Source organism: Streptomyces sp. NPDC001220, from assembly GCF_053597895.1.
This window is the reverse complement of record NZ_JBSFJE010000001.1, coordinates 300,540-317,700: the sequence shown is the minus strand read 5'-3', so window position 1 is coordinate 317,700 and position 17,161 is coordinate 300,540. Positions and strand designations below refer to the sequence as shown.

Sequence of the window (17,161 nt, the reverse complement as noted above, 5' to 3'; positions counted from 1 at the left end):
CCCTTGACGAAGACCTGCGCACGCCATAGGTTCCCGGAACATTCGGTGTGTTGTACGAAACATTCGTGACGGGAGTTTCATGACCACCGCTCCTTGGCGAGACACCGCACTGCCCGCCCCGGCCCGCGTCGACGACCTGCTCCCCCGGATGACCCTGGAGGAGAAGACCGCCCAGCTCTACGGCGTGTGGGTGGGCGCCGCCACGGACGGCGAGGGAGTCGCCCCGCTGCAACGCGAGATGACCGCCGACTACGACTGGGACGAGCTGGTCACCCTGGGCCTCGGCCAGCTGACCCGCTCCTTCGGCACCGCCCCCGTGGACCCGGCGCTGGGCGCGCGCGCACTGGCCCGCGCCCAGCGCCGGATCACCGCCGCCGGCCGGTTCGGCATCCCGGCGATCGCCCACGAGGAGTGCCTGGCCGGCTTCACGGCCTGGCGGGCGACGGCCTATCCGGTCCCGCTGGCCTGGGGCGCCGCCTTCGACCCGCCGCTGGTGGAGGAGCTGGGCCGGAGCATCGGCGCGGACCTGCGCTCGGTCGGCGTGCACCAGGGCCTGGCCCCTGTCCTGGACGTGGTCCGGGACCCGCGCTGGGGGCGGGTCGAGGAGACGATCGGCGAGGACCCGTACCTGGTGGGCACGGTCGGTACGGCCTACGTCCGGGGCCTGGAGTCGGCCGGGGTCATCGCCACGCTCAAGCACTTCGCGGGGTACGCCTCCTCGGCCGGCGCCCGCAACCTGGCCCCGGTCCGGGCGGGGGTGCGGGAGTTCGCGGACGTCACCCTCCCCCCGTTCGAGATGGCGCTGCGCGAGGGCGGGGCCCGCTCGGTGATGGCCGCGTACAACGAGACGGACGGCGTCCCGGCGTCCGCGGATCCCCGCCTGCTGACCGAACTGCTCCGCGGCGACTGGGGCTTCACGGGAACCGTCGTCGCCGACTACTTCGGCATCGGCTTCCTGCAGACGCTGCACCGGGTGGCGGGCACGGAGGCGGAGGCGGCGCGCCTCGCGCTGGCGGCGGGCATCGACGTCGAACTGCCGACCCTCAAGTGCTACGGCCGCCCGCTGGTGACGGCCGTGCGGGAGGGCACGATCCCCGAGTCCCTGGTGGACCGGGCGGTGCGCCGGGTGCTGCTCCAGAAGTGCGAACTGGGGCTGCTGGACGCGGACTGGGATCCCGAGCCCCCGGCCTCGGTCGACCTCGACTCGACGGCCAACCGCGACCTGGCCCGGCGGCTGGCGGAGGAGTCGGTCGTCCTGCTGGACAACCCGGACGGCGTCCTGCCGCTGGCCCCCGGCACCCGCATCGCGGTGGTCGGCCCGCGCGCGGCCGACGCCCTGGCCATGCTCGGCTGCTACTCCTTCCCGTCCCATGTCCTGACCCACCACCCGGAGGTCGACCTGGGCATCGCCATCCCCACGGTCCTGGAGTCGCTGCGCGCCGAACTCCCGGACGCGAAGGTGACGTTCGCCGAGGGCTGCGACGTCTCCGACCCGGACACCACGGGCTTCACGGAGGCGGTGGCCCGGGCGGCGGAGGCGGACGTGTGCGTGGCGGTGCTCGGCGACCGGGCGGGCCTGTTCGGGCGGGGCACCTCCGGCGAGGGCTGCGACGTCGCCGACCTGTCGCTGCCCGGCGTCCAGGCCGACCTGCTGGACGCGCTCCTGTCGACGGGCGTGCCGGTGGTCCTGGTGCTGCTCACCGGGCGCCCGTACGCACTGGGCCGCTGGCAGGGCCGGCTCGGCGCGGTGGTGCAGGCCTTCTTCCCCGGGGAGGAGGGCGGCCCGGCGGTGGCGGGCGTGCTGTCGGGCCGCGTCAACCCGTCGGGGCGACTGCCGGTGAGCGTCCCGCGGGTGCCCGGCGGCCAGCCCTGGACCTACCTCCAGCCCCCGCTCGGCCTGGCGGGCGAGCTCAGCAACCTGGACCCGACCCCGCTGTACCCGTTCGGACACGGCCGTTCGTACACGACGTTCGCGTGGGACCTGGTGTCGCGGGGCACGGCCGAGATCGGCACGGACGGTTCGCACGACGTGACCGTGGCGGTCCGCAACACCGGCGACCGGGCCGGCACGGAGGTCGTACAGCTCTACCTGCACGACCCGGTGGCGTCGGTGACCCGCCCGGACGTCCGGCTGATCGGCTACCGGCGCCTGGACCTGGCGCCGGGCGAGTCCCGCCGGCTGACCTTCCGCTTCCACACCGACCTCTCGGCGTTCACCGACCGGGAGGGGGCCCGGGTGGTGGAACCGGGCGCGCTGGAGCTCCGGGTGGGCGCTTCGAGCACCGAGGTCCGGGCCACCGTACGGCTGCGACTGACGGGTCCGGTACGGCGGTCGGGGCCGGACCGGGTGCTGCGCTGCGAGACGGAGGTGAGGTGACCGCCGGGACGCGGCGGACGGCCTCCTGAAGTGCGGCGACGCCCCCCGCGTGGCCCACCACCCCACTAAGCGGATAGATCTATCCGGTTAGTGTTACCGTGGTGCGTGTCGGCGTGGTCCGCAACGTGAGGAGTCCCGATGTCACGCAGCCGTCGGCTGTCGCTGGGAGCCGTCGTCCTGGTGGTGAACGCCCTGCAATGGGTGATCGCCGAAGCCGTCACCGCGGCGGCCTGGAACGATCCGCCCTACAGCTACGCCACCGACTACATCAGCGACCTCGGCGTGCCGGACTGCGGCACCAGGTTCCAGGGCCGCACGATCTGCTCCCCCTCGCACCAGCTGATGAACACCTCGTTCATGGTCCAGGGGATCCTCTTCGCGACCGGCGTGATCCTGCTGTCCCTGCTGGTCAGCGGTCGTGCGCGGCGCGTCGTCGTCGCCCTCGCCGCCACCCACGGCGTGGCGTTCGTCCTGGTCGGGCTCTTCCACGGCTCCGCGCACGGGCCGGGCTACAGCCTGGTCGTCCATGTCGTCGCGGCCGCGATCGCCATCCTGTGCGCGAACACCGTCGTGATCATGGCGGGGTCGTTGCGCGGCCTCGGCGCCCCGCCGTCGTACCGCGTCTTCAGTGTCACGGTCGGCGTGCTGGGCCTGCTCAGCGAGACCCTGGTCGGTGTCTCGGCGAGCACCGCCGGGGTGTTCGAACGCGCCGGGGTCTACTCCTGGCTGCTGTGGGGCACCGTGACCGGCGCCCTGCTCCTGGCCGGCCGGCTGCCCCGCCCGGCCGTACTGGAGAATGTCCCGGTGTGACCCGGGAAACGCAACGCCCGCTGCGCGCGGACGCGGAACGAAACCGTCGGCTGATCATGGACACGGCCAACCGCATGATCGCGCGGCGGGGTGCCGTCGTCACCCTCAACGAGATCGCCCACGAGGCGGGGGTCGGCGTCGGCACCGTCTACCGGCGCTTCGCCGACGTCCAGGCGCTGGTCGACGCCCTGTTCGCCGAGCGGTTCACCACGTTCCTGGGGCTCGCGGCGGCGGCCGAAGAACACACCGACCCGGGCCGGGCGCTGCGCCAGTACCTGCTGGAGACGGCGCGCTGGCGGGCCGGGGACCGGGCCCTGGACGTCATCCTCGCCCACGCCGACCTCGGCACCGGGCCGCTCGCCGCGATGCGCGACGAACTCGGCGGCCATGTGGACGGCCTGGTGGCACGGGCCGTGGCGGCGGGCGCGGTCCGCGCGGACTTCGCCGGCTCCGACGTGTACGCCTACCTGTACATGGTGGGCGCCGTCGTGGACCGCACCCACGACATCGCCCCCGACGCCTGGCGCCGCTACGCCGAGGTCCTGCTCATCGGCTTCGGTCTGGAACAGGCTCCGACGGCCGACACGGCGGCGATGACCGACGCCCAGATCCGCCGGACGTGGCCGAGGCCCTAGGGGATTTCCACGCCGGCCGACTCGAAGCGCCAGCGGTGCACCGGGCGGGTCACCAGATCCCCCGGCGGGTCGGGGAGCTCGGGGCGGCCCGAGTCGTCGTACGCCCCGTCCCACCAGGTGATCACCAGGACCCGGTCCTGCGGCGCCCGGAAGGTCTCCCGGCGCAGCGGGGCCGCGGGCAGGCTCTGCCCGCGCGCCCATGTCAGCAGCTCCGCGCCCCGGCCCGCCACCGCCCGGGCCTCCCACATCAACGCGACCGTCACGTGTACAGGTTCTCCTTGCTGACCTCGTGCACGTGGTCGTGGTGATGACCCGGGACGTGCGGGTCGGTCACCGGCAGGGAGCTGTCCGCCGAGAGGTCCCAGCTGGATGCGGCCCGGTTGCGCGCGACCATCTCGGCGCCGAGGGCGGCCACCATCGCGCCGTTGTCCGTGCACAGCTTCGGTCGGGGGACGCGGAGCCGGATGCCCGCGGCCTCGCAGCGCTCCTGGGCCAGGGCGCGCAGGCGGGAGTTGGCGGCGACCCCGCCGCCGATCATCAGGTGGTCGACGCCCTCGTCGCGGCAGGCCCGGACGGCCTTGCGGGTCAGGACGTCCACGACCGCCTCCTGGAAGGAGGCGGACACGTCGCGGACCGGGACGTCCTCGCCGGCCGCCCGCCTGGCCTCGATCCAGCGGGCCACCGCCGTCTTGAGGCCGGAGAAGGAGAAGTCGTACGCCGGGTCGCGCGGACCGGTGAGGCCGCGCGGGAAGGCGATGGCCCGCGGGTCCCCCTCCTTCGCGTAGCGGTCGATGACCGGGCCGCCGGGGAAGCCCAGGTTCAGCACCCGGGCGATCTTGTCGAAGGCCTCGCCGGCCGCGTCGTCGATGGTCGCGCCGAGCGGCCTTACGTCGGAGGTGATGTCCGAGGAGAGCAGCAGGGAGCTGTGCCCGCCGGACACCAGCAGGGCCATCGTCGGCTCCGGCAGCGGACCGTGTTCCAGCTGGTCGACGCAGATGTGGGAGGCGAGGTGGTTCACCCCGTACAGGGGCTTGCCGAGCGCGTACGCGTACGCCTTCGCCGCCGAGACGCCGACCAGCAGCGCACCGGCCAGGCCGGGGCCGGCCGTGACCGCGACGCCGTCCAGGTCCTTCGCGCTCACGCCCGCGTCCTTCAGCGCGCGCTGGATCGTCGGGACCATCGCCTCCAGGTGCGCCCGGGACGCCACCTCGGGCACCACTCCGCCGAAGCGGGCGTGCTCGTCGACGGACGAGGCGACGGCGTCGGCGAGCAGGGTGGTGCCCCGGACGATGCCGACGCCGGTCTCGTCGCAGGAGGTCTCGATCCCCAGAACCAGGGGTTCGTCAGCCATTGATCTCGGTTCCTTGTCCGGAAGTGGGTCCGTCGGCGGGGCCGCCGCCTGGTTTCGTCGTCAGGCGCATCACCAGGGCGTCCACGTTGCCCGGCTGGTAGTAGCCGCGTCTGAACCCGATGGCTTCGAAGCCGAACCGCTCGTAGAGCTTCTGCGCACGGGTGTTGTCGACCCGGCACTCCAGCATCACCTCGGCGCACTCGAAGGCGGTCGCGGCCCGCAGCAGCTCGGTCAGGAGCTGTCCGCCGAGACCGGTGCCCCAGTGGTCGCGGGCGACGGCGATGGTCTGGACGTCGCCGAGTTCGCCCTGGGCGGCCAGCCCGGCGTACCCGACGACCTGGCCGTCCGTCAGGGCGACCACATACCGCCGGGTCGCCTCCGGGCCTCTGGCGTGCGCCAGCTCGGACCAGAACATCCCCCGCGACCAGGCGTCCTCGGGGAACAGGCCCTTCTCCAGCTCCAGGACCCGGTCGATGTCCCACCAGCGCATCTCGCGCAACTGTGCGGTCACTTCGGGGTGACCACCTTGTAGTTCTTGGGCACCTGGGCGTCCGGCCGGCGCAGGTACAGCGGCCGGGGCGCGGGCAGTTCCTCGCCCGCGGCCAGCCGCTCCACGGCGAGCGAGGCGAGCGCGGCCGCGGAGACGTGCCCGGGTTCGTGCACGACCGGGAAGGTGTCCGGGTAGAGCATCGCCCCGGCGCCGACGGCGGGCAGACCGGCGACCCGCTCGGCGATGTCGGCGGGCCGGTCGACGGCCGGATCCGTGAGCCGGGTGCGCGAGTCGGCGTAGGTGGCCCAGTAGACCTCTTTGCGGCGGGCGTCGGTCGCCACGACGAACGGGCCCTTCTCGACGTCGGCCGCGTAGGCGAGCCCGTCGAGCGTGCACAGGCCGTGCACGGGCACGCCGAGCGCGAGCCCGAAGGTGTCCGCGGTCATCAGACCGACCCGCAGGCCGGTGTAGGGACCGGGACCGATGCCTGTGACGATCCCGGTGACGGCGTCCAGCGTGACCCCGGCCTCGGCGAGAACGCGGTCGACGGCCGGCAGCAGCAGCTCGCCGTGCCGGCGCGCGTCCACCTGGCTCGACGAGGCAATGACGGCCTCACCGTCGTGCAACGCGACGGTGACGGCGGGGGTGGCGGTATCCAGAGCGAGCAAGAGCACGCGAACAGCCTACGGCTCCGGCGCCGCGAGCACGGCCGCCAGGGGCGGACGGTCACTGGCTGCTACGGTCTGTACGAAGTACGACATATACGGCGAGTCAGAGGTGGCGCACGTGTCAGGGACCAGCTCGGGAATCGTGGCCGGCCTCACCGCGGCGGCCGTCGGGACGGTCGGTCTCCTCGCCTACCAGGCCTCGGCCACCGTCCCGCCCGGTCTCGGCAGCAGGTCGGCGTCGAGCCCCGCCCCGGGAGCGCCGGCGGCCAAGGCGCCCCGCGACCAGCACCACCCCACCGCCCTGCCGAACAACTCCGGAACGGGTGAACGGGTGGTGTACTCGGTGGACGACGACCGGGTCTGGCTCGTCAACGAGCGCGAGCGCGTCGAGCGCACCTTCCCGGTGAAGCCCGGCACGATCGACCCGCCCGTGGGCGCCTACTGGGTGACGTCCCGCTCGAAGGCGATCACGGGCACGGACGGGCTCCCCATCGAACACGTGGTCCGCTTCACCACCACCAAGGACGGCTCGGCGATCGGCTTCAGCGCGGCCACCGCCACCACCATGATCGAACCCCCCGACCCGACGGTCAGGACGGGCGGCATCCGCGAGACCCGCCCCGACGGCTACGCGATGTGGAACTTCGCGACGATCGGCGTGAAGGTGATGGTGATCCGCTGAACGCGCCCCCGTAGGGGCGCGGGGAACTGCGCGCTCAGCCCCCACACACCCGCACCGACCCACCGAGACCGGCCCGCCCCGCCTACGCAGCCTGACGGCCCCGCTCAACCGGCCTCAAGGGCAGCTCCGGCACTCTCGGCGGCCGAGACACCGCGTCAGCCGCCGCACAGGACGCCAGCAGCTCGCGCATGGAAACTCCGGCGACCGTGAACGGCCGCCGCTCCGTGGACTGGGACGCGGGCATGGACGCCTCCTGAGCTGCGGGGGCGGACGAAGTTAGGTACACCTAACCACGGGCTGGACACCATGTGACCACGCCCGAGTCACGAAACGCAATATCTTGCCGACGCCTTGTCGGAATGTTCACGGTCGGAATGTTCACGGTCGGGATGTCCACGGTCGGAATGCTCACGCGACCCACGGCCCGCACCCACCACGACGGCGGACCCGGCGCCGCCCGCCGCTCAGGCGGACAGCACCCCCAGCTCCACCCCGGCCCACCGCTCCCCGAGCCCCGTCACGGTCACGTGCCGTACCTCGTCCGTGGTGTCCCCGACAGCCCGGTGGATCCGTACGGCGAGCCGGTCCTCGGTCAGCTCCTCGACCTTGCCCTCGCCCCACTCCACGACGATCACCGACTCGGGCAGCGAGACGTCGAGGTCCAGGTCCTCCATCTCGTCGAGCCCGCCGCCCAGGCGGTACGCGTCGACGTGGACGAGCGGCGGCCCGTCCCCGAGGGACGGATGGACACGGGCGATCACGAAGGTGGGGGAGGTGACGGCCCCGCGCACCCCGAGCCCCTCGCCCAGCCCGCGGGCCAGCGTCGTCTTGCCGGCGCCGAGTTCCCCGCTGAGCATCACGAGGTCACCGGCGCGCAGCAACTTGGCCAGTCGGCGCCCCAGCTCCCCCATCTGCCCGGGAGAGTTAACGATCAACTCCATGCCGTTGCCGGCCGCGGCCCCGGCCAGGCCGTCAGCCTGGCTGTGCCGTGCTGCTGGTGCTTCCATAGCCACTTACCGTAGCCCCTGCCGGCACGGCACCCGCGCGGGTGAGCAGGTCGGCGAGGCGGTCGGTGACCACTTCCGGGTGTTCCAGCATGACCAGGTGTCCGGCGTCCGGGACCAGCACCAGTTCGGCGTCGGGCAGCAGATCGGCGATGACCTCGCTGTGCTCGCTGGGAGTGACGAGATCCTGCACCCCGGCCAGCACCAGCACCGGAAGATCCTGGAAGTAGGCGAGGGCGGCGGTCTTGTCGTGGTCGGTGAAGGCCGGGTAGAACTCGGCGACCACGTCGATCGGGGTGGACTCGATCATCCGCTCGGCGAACCGCTCGACGGCCGGATCGATCTCCCGGGACGCGAACGAGTACCGCTTGATGATCCCGGCGAACAGGTCGGCGGTGGCCCGCCGTCCCTTCTCCACCAGCGCGGCCTGGGTGCCCAGCGCCTTCAGCACTCCGGGCAGCACCCGGCGCACCGCGTTGACGCCGGCGACCGGCAGCCCGAAGTTGACCTCGCCGAGCCGCCCGGACGACGTACCGACGAAGGCGGTGGCGACGACCCGCTCGCGGATCAGCTCGGGGTACTGCGCGGCGAGTGCCATCACCGTCATGCCGCCCATCGAGTGCCCGACCAGCACGATCGGCCCCTCGGGCACGGCCGCGTCGAGGACGGCCTTCAGGTCCCGGCCCAGCTGGTCGATGGTGAGCGGAACGCCCCGCTCGTGCTGGTCGACGCCCCGCCCTGAGCGGCCGTGGCTGCGCTGGTCCCAGTGCACGGTGCGCACGACCCCGCGCAGGGCCGCCCGCTGGAAGTGCCAGGAGTCCTGGTTGAGGCAGTAGCCGTGGCTGAACACGACGGTGACGGGGGCGGGCGCCTTGCGGCCGAAGAGGCGGCGGCGGCGCGGGGAGACGGCCGGGCCGAGGTCGGGCTCCACCTCGTCCACCTCGTAGTACAGCTCGGTGCCGTCGTCGGAGGTCGCCTCGCAGGGTGTGCCGCGCAGGGTGCCGTACGGTCCCGCCGAGTCCAGGGCCAGCCGGGCCTTGCGGCGCATCCCGCGGCCGACGGTCATCCGCTCCAGGGCGACCCCCGCGGCCGCCCCGGCGGCGAGCACTCCTATGGCGGCGCCGGCGATACCGGTGACCTTGAGCCAACTCCCGTCCGCCCCCGTGGCGGAAGCGACGGCCGCCGCGGCGTCCGCTACGGCCTCCGCACTGCTCTCGCTCACGTACCGCTCCTCTTCGCCGTACTGCAGTTCGCTCGTTAGGTGATACGGGTGACACTGATGAGGTAAGTGTTCCCTCTGTTGCTGCTGATACAGGTGTAACCGGGTTCTGCCGTCACCGAACCCCGGAGGTCAGTCCCCGTCCCCTGGTTCTTGCCCACTCGGTTCCCCGTTCACATAGACGCGGGGGACCCGGGTTCCGATGCGGGTGACGATTTCGTAGGCGATCGTGCCCGCGGCCTGGGCCCAGTCCTCGGCGGTGGGCTCGCCCCGGTCGCCCGGACCGAACAGCACGGCCTCGGCGCCGACTTCGGGTTCGTCACCGCCGAGGTCCACGACGAACTGGTCCATGGCGACGCGCCCGGCGACCGTCCGCCACTTGCCGCCGACCAGCACCGGCCCGGTGCCGGAGGCATGGCGGGGGATGCCGTCCGCGTAGCCGACGGGGACCAGCCCGAGGGTGGTCTCGCCGGGCGTGACGTAGTGGTGCCCGTAGCTGACCCCGTGGCCGCCCGGGACGTGCTTCACCAGGGCGAGGGAGGCGGAGAGGGTCATCACCGGGCGCAGCCCGAAGTCGGCCGCGCTGCCCATCTCGGGGCTGGGCGAGATGCCGTAGAGGGCGATGCCCGTGCGGACCAGGTCGAAGTGGGACTCGGGGAGGGTGAGCGTGGCCGGCGAGTTGGCGATGTGCCGCACCTCGGGGCGCACGCCCTGCCGCTCGGCGTGGGCGAGCATCTCGCGGAAGAGGGTGAGCTGGGCGGCGATGGAGGGATGGCCGGGCTCGTCGGCGCAGGCGAAGTGCGACCAGAGCCCCGTGATCCGGACCAGCCCCGCCGTCTGCGCGCGCACCGCCTCGGCGACCAGCTCGGGCCAGTCACCGGGCTGGCAGCCGTTGCGCCCGAGCCCCGTGTCGGCCTTGAGCTGCACGCGCGCGGGGCGGCCGGCGGCACGGGCGGCCGCGACGACCTCCCGCAGCGCCCACATCCCGCTCACCGACACGTCGAGGCCGGCCTCGACGGCCTCCCGCCACGGCCCGCCCGGGGTCCACAGCCAGCACATGATCCGCACGTCCGCGGGCAGCCCGGGGTCCGCACGCAGCGCCAGGGCCTCCTCGGGGGTGGCCGTACCGAGCCAGCTCGCACCCGCCGCCACGGCCTCTCGCGCACACCGGACGGCCCCGTGGCCGTAGGCGTCGGACTTCACCACGGCCATCAGGGCCGCGCCCGGCGCGAGGGCGCGCAGGGCCCGCACGTTGGCCCGCAGGGCGGCCAGGTCGATCTCGGCGCGGGCGCGCAGGGGCGCGGTCGGTGCAGTCGCTGTCTCACTCATCGCGCCCCCAGTGTCTCAGAGGCCTCTGAGAGCCCTCCGGCACAGGCCCCGGTACGGGCCCCGGTCACCCTCGGGTACCCCGCCGGGCACCCGGTCAGGTGCCCGTCCGGTGCCCCCACACAAACACCCTGTCGCCCTTCTTCAGCACGCCCCACAGCTTCTTCGCGTCGCCGAGCTTGAGGTTCACACAGCCCCAGGAACCGACGGTGGTGTAGATGGAGCCGTAGACGGCGTGGAAGGCCTGTCCGCCGTCGAAGAACTGGGCGTACGGCATGGGCGAGTTGTACAGGGTCGACCAGTGGTTCTTGTGCCGCCAGTAGACGGTGTGCCACCCGGCCCGGGTCGCGTACCCCTTTTTGCCGCTGCGCATCTGCACCGGCCCGAAGACCACCTTGCCGCCCTTCTGCACCCAGGTGACCTGCCGGTTGAGATCGACACAGGCGACCCGGTACGACTTCACGGGGCAGTTCTTCTTGGCGTTCGGGTTCTTCTTCGCCGAGAGCAGCATCATCTGGTACCAGGTCACGGGTCCCGCGAACCCGATGGCCGGCTTGATCTTGTACGTCTTCTGGAACTTCTGGATGGCCTTGCAGTCGGACACGGACTGCTTCCCGTCCACCTTCAGCTTCAGCCACTGCTCGATCTGCCGCTGGTACGGCCCGGTCAGCTTGGAGCAGCTCACCTTGGCGACGGCGTCGCTGAGCGGTACGTACTCGACGAGGTCGTACGCACCCGGCGGCGCCGCCTTGGGCTCGACGGCGTCCTCCTTGGCGCTGGGCGTGTAGACCTTCGGCGCCAGCATCTGGTCGGGGGTGTCGACCTGCCAGGGCTGCCCGGGGCCGGGCGCGACCCCCGGCACCAGCTCCGACTCGGCGACGGCGGTGGGGGGTTTGGGGGCGGTGTCCGCGACGGCGCTCCCGGCCCCGAGGCAGAGAACGACCACGGCGGCGACGAGGGCCCCCGCGACCCCGCGCACAGAACCGCCCCGACAACGCACGATTCGTCCACTAATCATGCGATCAGACAACCCCGCAGGGACCAGGATTCCGGGGAGCCGCGCGGGGACGTCACCCGAGGGATGCAGGGGCCTCCGGCGGTACGGCGAACGACTCGCGCCCGCACCGCGCCCCGTCACGGGCGCGGGGATCTACGCCCCACCCGAGGCGCGGGCAACTACGCCCGTCAGAGCCGCGGACAACTACGCCCGTCAGGGGCGCGGGGAACTACGCCCGCCAGAGCCGCAGGCAACTGCGCCCCGGTAGGGGCGCGGGGAACTGCGCGCTCAGCCCCCGCCCACCCGCACCCGGCCCACCCGCACCCGGCCCACCCACCTGGCGGGACCGGGGCGGAGCCCCGTGACGGTGCGGTGCGGTTCTCTCCTACCGAGTCGGGTGGGCCGGTGGGTAAACCCCCCGCCAGGCCGACGGCAACTCCGCAGCCACCGCATGGGCGACCGTCGGTGCCCCCTCCGCCGCGAACCGCCCCGCGAGCCCGTGCAGATACGCCGCCACACTCCCCGCGTCCCGCCCGTCAAGACCGGACGCCAGCAGCGACCCCGCGAGCCCCGACAGCACATCCCCACTCCCCGCGGTGGCCAGCCACGGCGTCCCCGTCGCGTTCACCCGCACGGCCGCCCCTCCGCCCGCCGCCGCCACCAGCGTCGTCGCCCCCTTCAGCAGCACCGTCGCCCGATACGCCGCCGCCAGCTCCCGCACCGCCGCGAGCCGGCCGGCCTCGACCTCCTCCCGCCGTACCCCCAACAGCGCCGCCGCCTCCCCGGCATGCGGGGTCAGCAGCGTCGGCGCCGTACGACCGCGCACCGCGTCCCGGTCGGCGAGCCGCAGCCCGTCCGCGTCGACCAGCACCGGCACGTCCTCCTCCAAAACCTCGGCGACGACCTCGGCATGGTCCCCGACACCCGGCCCGGCCACCCACGCCTGCACCCGCCCGGCCTTGCGCGGCCCTCCCTCCGACACCAGCGTCTCGGGAAAGCGCGCCAGCACCTCGCCCCCGGCGGGCCCGACGTACCGTACGGCCCCGGCCCCGCCCCCCAACGCCCCCGCGACGGCGAGCACCGCGGCCCCGGGATAACGGGCCGAGCCGGCCGCGATCCCCACCACCCCACGCCGGTACTTGTCGCTCTCCGCCCCCGGCATCGGCAGCAGCCGCGCCACGTCCACGTCCTGCAACGCCTCCAGCTCGGCCTCCTCGGGCAGTTCGAGCCCGATGTCGACCAGCCGCACCGAACCGGCGTACTCCCGCGCCGGATCGATCAGCAGCCCCGGCTTGTGCGTCCCGAAGGTGACGGTCAGGTCCGCCCGTACGGCCGCTCCCCGCACCTCACCGCTGTCCGCCTCCACCCCGCTGGGCAGGTCCACGGCGACGACGGCGGCCCGCGACCGTTCCACCACTGCGACCAGCGCGGCCGCCTCGGGCCGCAGCCCGCCCGTCCCGCCGATCCCCACGATGCCGTCCACGACGAGATCGGACCGCAGGATCAACCCCTCGGCGGCACCCGCGAGTACGGCCCTGCCGCCGGCCCGCCGCAGCGCCGTGAGGCCACCCGCGTGGGTGCGCTCCGGCGCGAGCAGCACGGCCGCGACCCCCGCACCTCTCCGCGCCAGCCGCGCCCCGGCGTACAGCGCGTCGCCGCCGTTGTCACCGCTGCCGACCAGCAGCACCACCCGGCTGCCGTACACCCGTCCGAGCAACTCGGCGCAGGCGGCGGCCAGCCCCGCGGCGGCCCGCTGCATCAGCGCCCCTTCCGGCAGCCGCGCCATCAACTCCCGCTCGGCCGCCCGTACCGTCTCCACGCTGTAAGCAGTCCGCATGCCCCGAGTCTCCCCCGGAACCGCCGGGGGACGCATCCGCCCGCCGCGTCCGGGTCACCCCTCCGCGATCACCACCGCCGACGCCACCCCGGCGTCATGGCTGAGCGACACATGCCAGGACCGCACGCCGAGTTCCGCCGCACACGCGGCCACGCTCCCCTTCACGTGCAGGAGCGGCCGCCCGCTGTCCTCCACGACCACCTCCGCGTCCGTCCAGAGCAGTCCGGGCGGTGCGCCCAGCGCCTTGGCCAGCGCCTCCTTGGCCGCGAACCGGGCCGCGAGCGAGGCGATACCCCGCCGCTCCCCGCTCGGCAGCAGCAACTCCCGCTCCACGAACAGCCGGCCGGCCAGCCCGGGAGTCCGCTCCAACGACTCCCGGAACCGGTCGATCTCGGCGACGTCGATGCCTACCCCGATGATGCTCACCCGGGCACTCTACGATCCGCCCGGCCGCCGCAGGGCCGCCCGGCCGCCTCGCCTCACTCCACCGTCACCGACTTCGCCAGGTTGCGGGGCTGGTCGACCTCGTTGCCGCGGGCCGTGGCCAGTTCGCAGGCGAAGACCTGGAGGGGGACCGTGGCGACGAGGGGCTGGAGCAGGGTGGGGGTGGCCGGGATGCGGATCAGGTGGTCGGCGTAGGGGACCACCGCCTCGTCCCCCTCCTCCGCGATCACGATGGTGCGCGCACCCCGGGCCCGGATCTCCTGGATGTTGGAGACGATCTTGTCGTACAGGACGGACCGGCCGCGCGGCGACGGCACGACGACCACCACCGGCAGGTCCTCCTCGATCAGCGCGATCGGACCGTGTTTCAGCTCGCCCGCCGCGAAGCCCTCGGCGTGCATGTACGCCAGTTCCTTGAGCTTCAGGGCGCCTTCGAGGGCGACCGGGTAGCCGACGTGCCGGCCCAGGAAGAGCACCGTCTTCTTGTCGGCGAGGGAGCGCGCGAGCGCCCGGACCGGCTCCATGGTCTCCAGGACCCGCTCGACCTCGCCGGAGATGTGCGACAGGTCCCGGATCACGGCGCTGACCTCGTCGCCCCACTTGGTGCCCCGTACCTGGCCGAGGTAGAGGGCGACCAGGTAGCAGGCCACCAACTGGGTGAGGAACGCCTTGGTCGAGGCGACCGCCACCTCCGGACCGGCGTGGGTGTACAGCACGGCGTCCGACTCGCGAGGGATCGTCGAGCCGTTGGTGTTGCAGATCGCCAGGACCCTGGAGCCCTGCTCCCTGGCGTGCCGCAGGGCCATCAGGGTGTCCATGGTCTCGCCGGACTGGGAGATGGCGATCACCAGGCTCCGCGAGTCCAGGATCGGGTCCCGGTACCGGAACTCGCTGGCCAGTTCCACCTCGCAGGGGATCCGGGTCCAGTGCTCGATGGCGTACTTGGCGATCAGGCCGGCGTGGAAGGCCGTACCGCAGGCGACGATGACGACCTTGTCCACCTCGCGCAGCTCGGCGGCGCCGATCCGGACCTCGTCCAGGGTCAGCGAGCCGTTGGCGTCGATGCGGCCCAGGAGCGTATCGGCGACCGCCTTGGGCTGCTCGGCGATCTCCTTGAGCATGAAGTAGTCATAACCCCCCTTTTCGGCTGCCGACGCGTCCCAGTCGACGTGGTAGGAGCGGACGTCCGCCGGGGCGCCGTCGAAGCCCGTCACCGTCACGCCGTCCCGGCGCAGCTCCACCACCTGGTCCTGGCCCAGCTCGATCGCCGCCCGCGTGTGGGCGATGAACGCGGCGACGTCCGAGGCGAGAAAGGCCTCGCCCTCTCCGACGCCCACCACCAGCGGGGAGTTCCGGCGTGCGCCCACGACCACGTCCGGGTCGTCGGCGTGCACCGCGACCAGCGTGAACGCGCCCTCCAGACGCCGGCACACCAGCCGCATCGCCTCCGCGAGATCGGCGGTCACGGAGAACTCCTCCGCCAGCAGGTGCGCGACCACCTCGGTGTCCGTCTCGGAGGCCAGGTCGTGCCCGCGCTCCGCCAACTCGGCGCGCAGCGCGGCGAAGTTCTCGATGATCCCGTTGTGGACGACGGCGACCCGGCCCGCGTTGTCGAGATGCGGATGCGCGTTGGCGTCCGTCGGCCCGCCGTGGGTGGCCCAGCGGGTGTGCCCGATCCCGGTGGCACCGGCCGGCAGCGGCCGCTCCGTCAGCTCCTTCTCCAGGTTGACCAGCTTCCCGGCCTTCTTCGCCGAGGCCAGCCCGCCGTCGGCGAGTACGGCGACACCCGCGGAGTCGTACCCGCGGTACTCCAGCCGCTTCAGCCCGGCGACCACCACATCGAGCGCCGACTGCGCCCCCACGTATCCCACGATTCCGCACATGAGCGGCAGCCTAAGCGCCGCTCCCCGCCCGAACACGGCTCAGCGTGCCCGAAATCGGAAATTACACCGGGGTTCGCGCCCGGCCGACCTCACGCCACCGGCGCCGTCCTCTCAGCACCCGGGTACCGGTCCCGCGCTCCCCACGTGACCGACCCCACCCCCCACCCCGTTCAAACTCCGTTAACAATGGAATGTGATCTCTCCGGTCTCCCCGATGCCCCGGAGCGCCCACCGGCACAGGCCGGAGGCGACTCCCTATGTCGACCTCACCCGTTCCGAGTGGAGCGCGCTGCGCGACAAGACGCCGTTGCCGCTCACCGCCGAGGAGGTCGAGAAGCTGCGTGGCCTCGGCGACGTCATCGACCTCGACGAGGTGCGGGACATCTACCTCCCGCTGTCCCGGCTGCTGAACCTGTACGTCGGTGCCACCGACGGGCTCAGAGGCGCCCTGAACACCTTCCTCGGCGAGCAGGGCTCCCAGTCCGGCACCCCGTTCGTCATAGGCGTGGCCGGCTCGGTCGCCGTCGGCAAGTCGACCGTCGCCCGGCTCCTGCAGGCCCTGCTCTCCCGCTGGCCCGAGCACCCGCGCGTCGAGCTGGTGACGACGGACGGCTTCCTGCTGCCCACCGACGAGCTGGAAGCCCGCGGTCTGATGGCACGCAAGGGCTTCCCCGAGTCGTACGACCGCCGGGCCCTGACCCGCTTCGTCGCCGACATCAAGGCCGGCAAGGACGAGGTCACCGCCCCCGTCTACTCGCACCTCATCTACGACATCGTCCCGGACCGCAGGCTCACCGTCCGGCGCCCGGACATCCTGATCGTCGAAGGGCTCAACGTCCTCCAGCCCGCCCTGCCCGGCAAGGACGGCCGCACCCGGGTCGGCCTCGCCGACTACTTCGACTTCAGCGTCTACGTCGACGCGAGCGCCGAGGACATCGAGCGCTGGTACCTCAACCGCTTCCGCAAGCTGCGCGCGACCGCCTTCCAGAACCCGGACTCGTACTTCCGGAAGTACACCCAGGTCTCCGAGGAGGAGGCGGTCGACTACGCCCGCGGGCTGTGGCGCACCATCAACAAGCCCAACCTGGTCGAGAACATCGCCCCGACCCGCGGCCGCGCCACCCTGGTCGTCCGCAAGGGCCCTGACCACAAGGTGCAGCGGCTGAGGCTCCGCAAGCTCTGACACGCCGGCCCGCCGGGAACGCCTGCCGAAGAGGCGGCGTGCCGGATCTGCGCCCGATCACCCCGGCGGACCGCACGGACGACGTGGTCCGGCCGCTCGGAAGAACGGCCGGCAGCACCCACGGCTCCGCCGCGCGGGCGACCGGCCACGACGAACCGTCGGCCCGCCGCGCACCTGACCCGGCACCCGGCACCCGGCACCCGGCACCCGGCACCCGGCACCCGGCACCCGGCACCCGGCACCCGGCACCCGGCA

At 73.0% G+C, this 17,161-nt stretch carries 16 protein-coding genes; 5 read left to right on the top strand and 11 right to left on the bottom strand.

What is annotated here, in order from left to right; all coding sequences use genetic code 11:
* Nucleotides 1-79 precede the first annotated feature (79 nt).
* The 3 genes from ACWDGI_RS01575 (at nt 80) to ACWDGI_RS01565 (ending at nt 3,822) form a co-directional block, all read left to right on the top strand.
* Entirely contained in the window at nt 80-2,377 is a 2,298-nt protein-coding gene (locus tag ACWDGI_RS01575; RefSeq protein WP_450754236.1) for a beta-xylosidase/alpha-l-arabinosidase, read from the top strand.
* Between the two features lie 138 nt (nt 2,378-2,515).
* The gene (locus tag ACWDGI_RS01570) at nt 2,516-3,187 is read left to right on the top strand and encodes a DUF998 domain-containing protein (protein ID WP_450754234.1); all 672 of its coding nucleotides are present in this window, start codon (nt 2,516-2,518) and stop codon (nt 3,185-3,187) included.
* Entirely contained in the window at nt 3,184-3,822 is a 639-nt protein-coding gene (locus tag ACWDGI_RS01565) for a TetR/AcrR family transcriptional regulator (protein ID WP_450754232.1), read from the top strand. The genes ACWDGI_RS01570 and ACWDGI_RS01565 overlap by 4 nt, the downstream gene beginning before the upstream one ends.
* On the opposite strand, the gene ACWDGI_RS01560 is transcribed toward ACWDGI_RS01565, so the two are convergent.
* Genes ACWDGI_RS01560 through tsaB form a run of 4 tightly spaced genes read right to left on the bottom strand, consistent with a single transcriptional unit; the run spans nt 3,819 to nt 6,337 of the window.
* Complete coding sequence (locus ACWDGI_RS01560; RefSeq protein WP_450754230.1) at nt 3,819-4,085, bottom strand: hypothetical protein; 267 nt, start codon at nt 4,083-4,085, stop codon at nt 3,819-3,821. The two genes, ACWDGI_RS01565 and ACWDGI_RS01560, sit on opposite strands and share 4 nt — an antisense overlap.
* Nucleotides 4,082-5,173, bottom strand: a complete 1,092-nt coding sequence (tsaD, locus tag ACWDGI_RS01555; protein ID WP_450754228.1) for a tRNA (adenosine(37)-N6)-threonylcarbamoyltransferase complex transferase subunit TsaD — start codon at nt 5,171-5,173, stop codon at nt 4,082-4,084. The genes ACWDGI_RS01560 and tsaD overlap by 4 nt, the downstream gene beginning before the upstream one ends.
* Entirely contained in the window at nt 5,166-5,663 is a 498-nt protein-coding gene (rimI, locus tag ACWDGI_RS01550; RefSeq protein WP_450755252.1) for a ribosomal protein S18-alanine N-acetyltransferase, read from the bottom strand. Before rimI ends, tsaD begins: the two co-directional genes overlap by 8 nt.
* 17 nt (nt 5,664-5,680) lie before the next feature.
* Nucleotides 5,681-6,337, bottom strand: coding sequence for a tRNA (adenosine(37)-N6)-threonylcarbamoyltransferase complex dimerization subunit type 1 TsaB (gene tsaB, locus ACWDGI_RS01545; RefSeq protein WP_450754226.1), 657 nt, complete (start codon nt 6,335-6,337; stop codon nt 5,681-5,683).
* 112 nt (nt 6,338-6,449) lie between these two features.
* Here tsaB and ACWDGI_RS01540 point away from each other — a divergent pair, with 112 nt between their 5' ends.
* Complete coding sequence (locus ACWDGI_RS01540; protein WP_450754224.1) at nt 6,450-7,013, top strand: hypothetical protein; 564 nt, start codon at nt 6,450-6,452, stop codon at nt 7,011-7,013.
* Between the two features lie 464 nt (nt 7,014-7,477).
* On the opposite strand, the gene tsaE is transcribed toward ACWDGI_RS01540, so the two are convergent.
* The 7 genes from tsaE to glmS all read right to left on the bottom strand — a co-directional run bounded on the left by tsaE (nt 7,478) and on the right by glmS (nt 15,723).
* Nucleotides 7,478-8,020, bottom strand: coding sequence for a tRNA (adenosine(37)-N6)-threonylcarbamoyltransferase complex ATPase subunit type 1 TsaE (gene tsaE, locus ACWDGI_RS01535; protein ID WP_450754222.1), 543 nt, complete (start codon nt 8,018-8,020; stop codon nt 7,478-7,480).
* Nucleotides 7,986-9,239, bottom strand: a complete 1,254-nt coding sequence (locus ACWDGI_RS01530) for an alpha/beta fold hydrolase (protein ID WP_450754220.1) — start codon at nt 9,237-9,239, stop codon at nt 7,986-7,988. The genes tsaE and ACWDGI_RS01530 overlap by 35 nt, the downstream gene beginning before the upstream one ends.
* Nucleotides 9,240-9,368: 129 nt before the next feature.
* Complete coding sequence (gene alr / locus ACWDGI_RS01525) at nt 9,369-10,565, bottom strand: alanine racemase (RefSeq protein WP_450754218.1); 1,197 nt, start codon at nt 10,563-10,565, stop codon at nt 9,369-9,371.
* A gap of 94 nt (nt 10,566-10,659) precedes the next feature.
* Nucleotides 10,660-11,580, bottom strand: coding sequence for a L,D-transpeptidase (locus tag ACWDGI_RS01520; protein ID WP_450754216.1), 921 nt, complete (start codon nt 11,578-11,580; stop codon nt 10,660-10,662).
* A gap of 364 nt (nt 11,581-11,944) precedes the next feature.
* A complete protein-coding gene (locus tag ACWDGI_RS01515; RefSeq protein WP_450754214.1) occupies nt 11,945-13,396 on the bottom strand; it encodes an NAD(P)H-hydrate dehydratase in 1,452 nt (483 codons plus the stop codon).
* Nucleotides 13,397-13,450: 54 nt separating this feature from the next.
* Nucleotides 13,451-13,822 (bottom strand): holo-ACP synthase, encoded by a 372-nt coding sequence (locus ACWDGI_RS01510; protein WP_351742222.1) that lies wholly within the window; start codon nt 13,820-13,822, stop codon nt 13,451-13,453.
* Between the two features lie 53 nt (nt 13,823-13,875).
* Complete coding sequence (gene glmS, locus ACWDGI_RS01505; protein WP_450754212.1) at nt 13,876-15,723, bottom strand: glutamine--fructose-6-phosphate transaminase (isomerizing); 1,848 nt, start codon at nt 15,721-15,723, stop codon at nt 13,876-13,878.
* 214 nt (nt 15,724-15,937) lie between these two features.
* Between glmS and coaA the strand changes: the two genes are divergently transcribed.
* A complete protein-coding gene (gene coaA, locus ACWDGI_RS01500) occupies nt 15,938-16,906 on the top strand; it encodes a type I pantothenate kinase (RefSeq protein ID WP_450754210.1) in 969 nt (322 codons plus the stop codon).
* Nucleotides 16,907-17,161 lie beyond the last annotated feature (255 nt).

Excerpts from the sequence above, each read along its gene's own strand:
- ACWDGI_RS01575 (WP_450754236.1), top strand. The coding sequence starts at position 80 with ATGACCACCGCTCCTTGGCGAGACACCGCACTGCCCGCCCCGGCCCGC.
- ACWDGI_RS01570 (WP_450754234.1), top strand. The coding sequence starts at position 2,516 with ATGTCACGCAGCCGTCGGCTGTCGCTGGGAGCCGTCGTCCTGGTGGTG.
- tsaD (WP_450754228.1), bottom strand. The coding sequence starts at position 5,173 with ATGGCTGACGAACCCCTGGTTCTGGGGATCGAGACCTCCTGCGACGAG.
- rimI (WP_450755252.1), bottom strand. The coding sequence starts at position 5,663 with ATGCGCTGGTGGGACATCGACCGGGTCCTGGAGCTGGAGAAGGGCCTG.
- tsaE (WP_450754222.1), bottom strand. The coding sequence starts at position 8,020 with ATGGAAGCACCAGCAGCACGGCACAGCCAGGCTGACGGCCTGGCCGGG.
- alr (WP_450754218.1), bottom strand. The coding sequence starts at position 10,565 with ATGAGTGAGACAGCGACTGCACCGACCGCGCCCCTGCGCGCCCGCGCC.
- ACWDGI_RS01520 (WP_450754216.1), bottom strand. The coding sequence starts at position 11,580 with ATGATTAGTGGACGAATCGTGCGTTGTCGGGGCGGTTCTGTGCGCGGG.
- ACWDGI_RS01515 (WP_450754214.1), bottom strand. The coding sequence starts at position 13,396 with ATGCGGACTGCTTACAGCGTGGAGACGGTACGGGCGGCCGAGCGGGAG.
- glmS (WP_450754212.1), bottom strand. The coding sequence starts at position 15,723 with ATGTGCGGAATCGTGGGATACGTGGGGGCGCAGTCGGCGCTCGATGTG.
- coaA (WP_450754210.1), top strand. The coding sequence starts at position 15,938 with ATGCCCCGGAGCGCCCACCGGCACAGGCCGGAGGCGACTCCCTATGTC.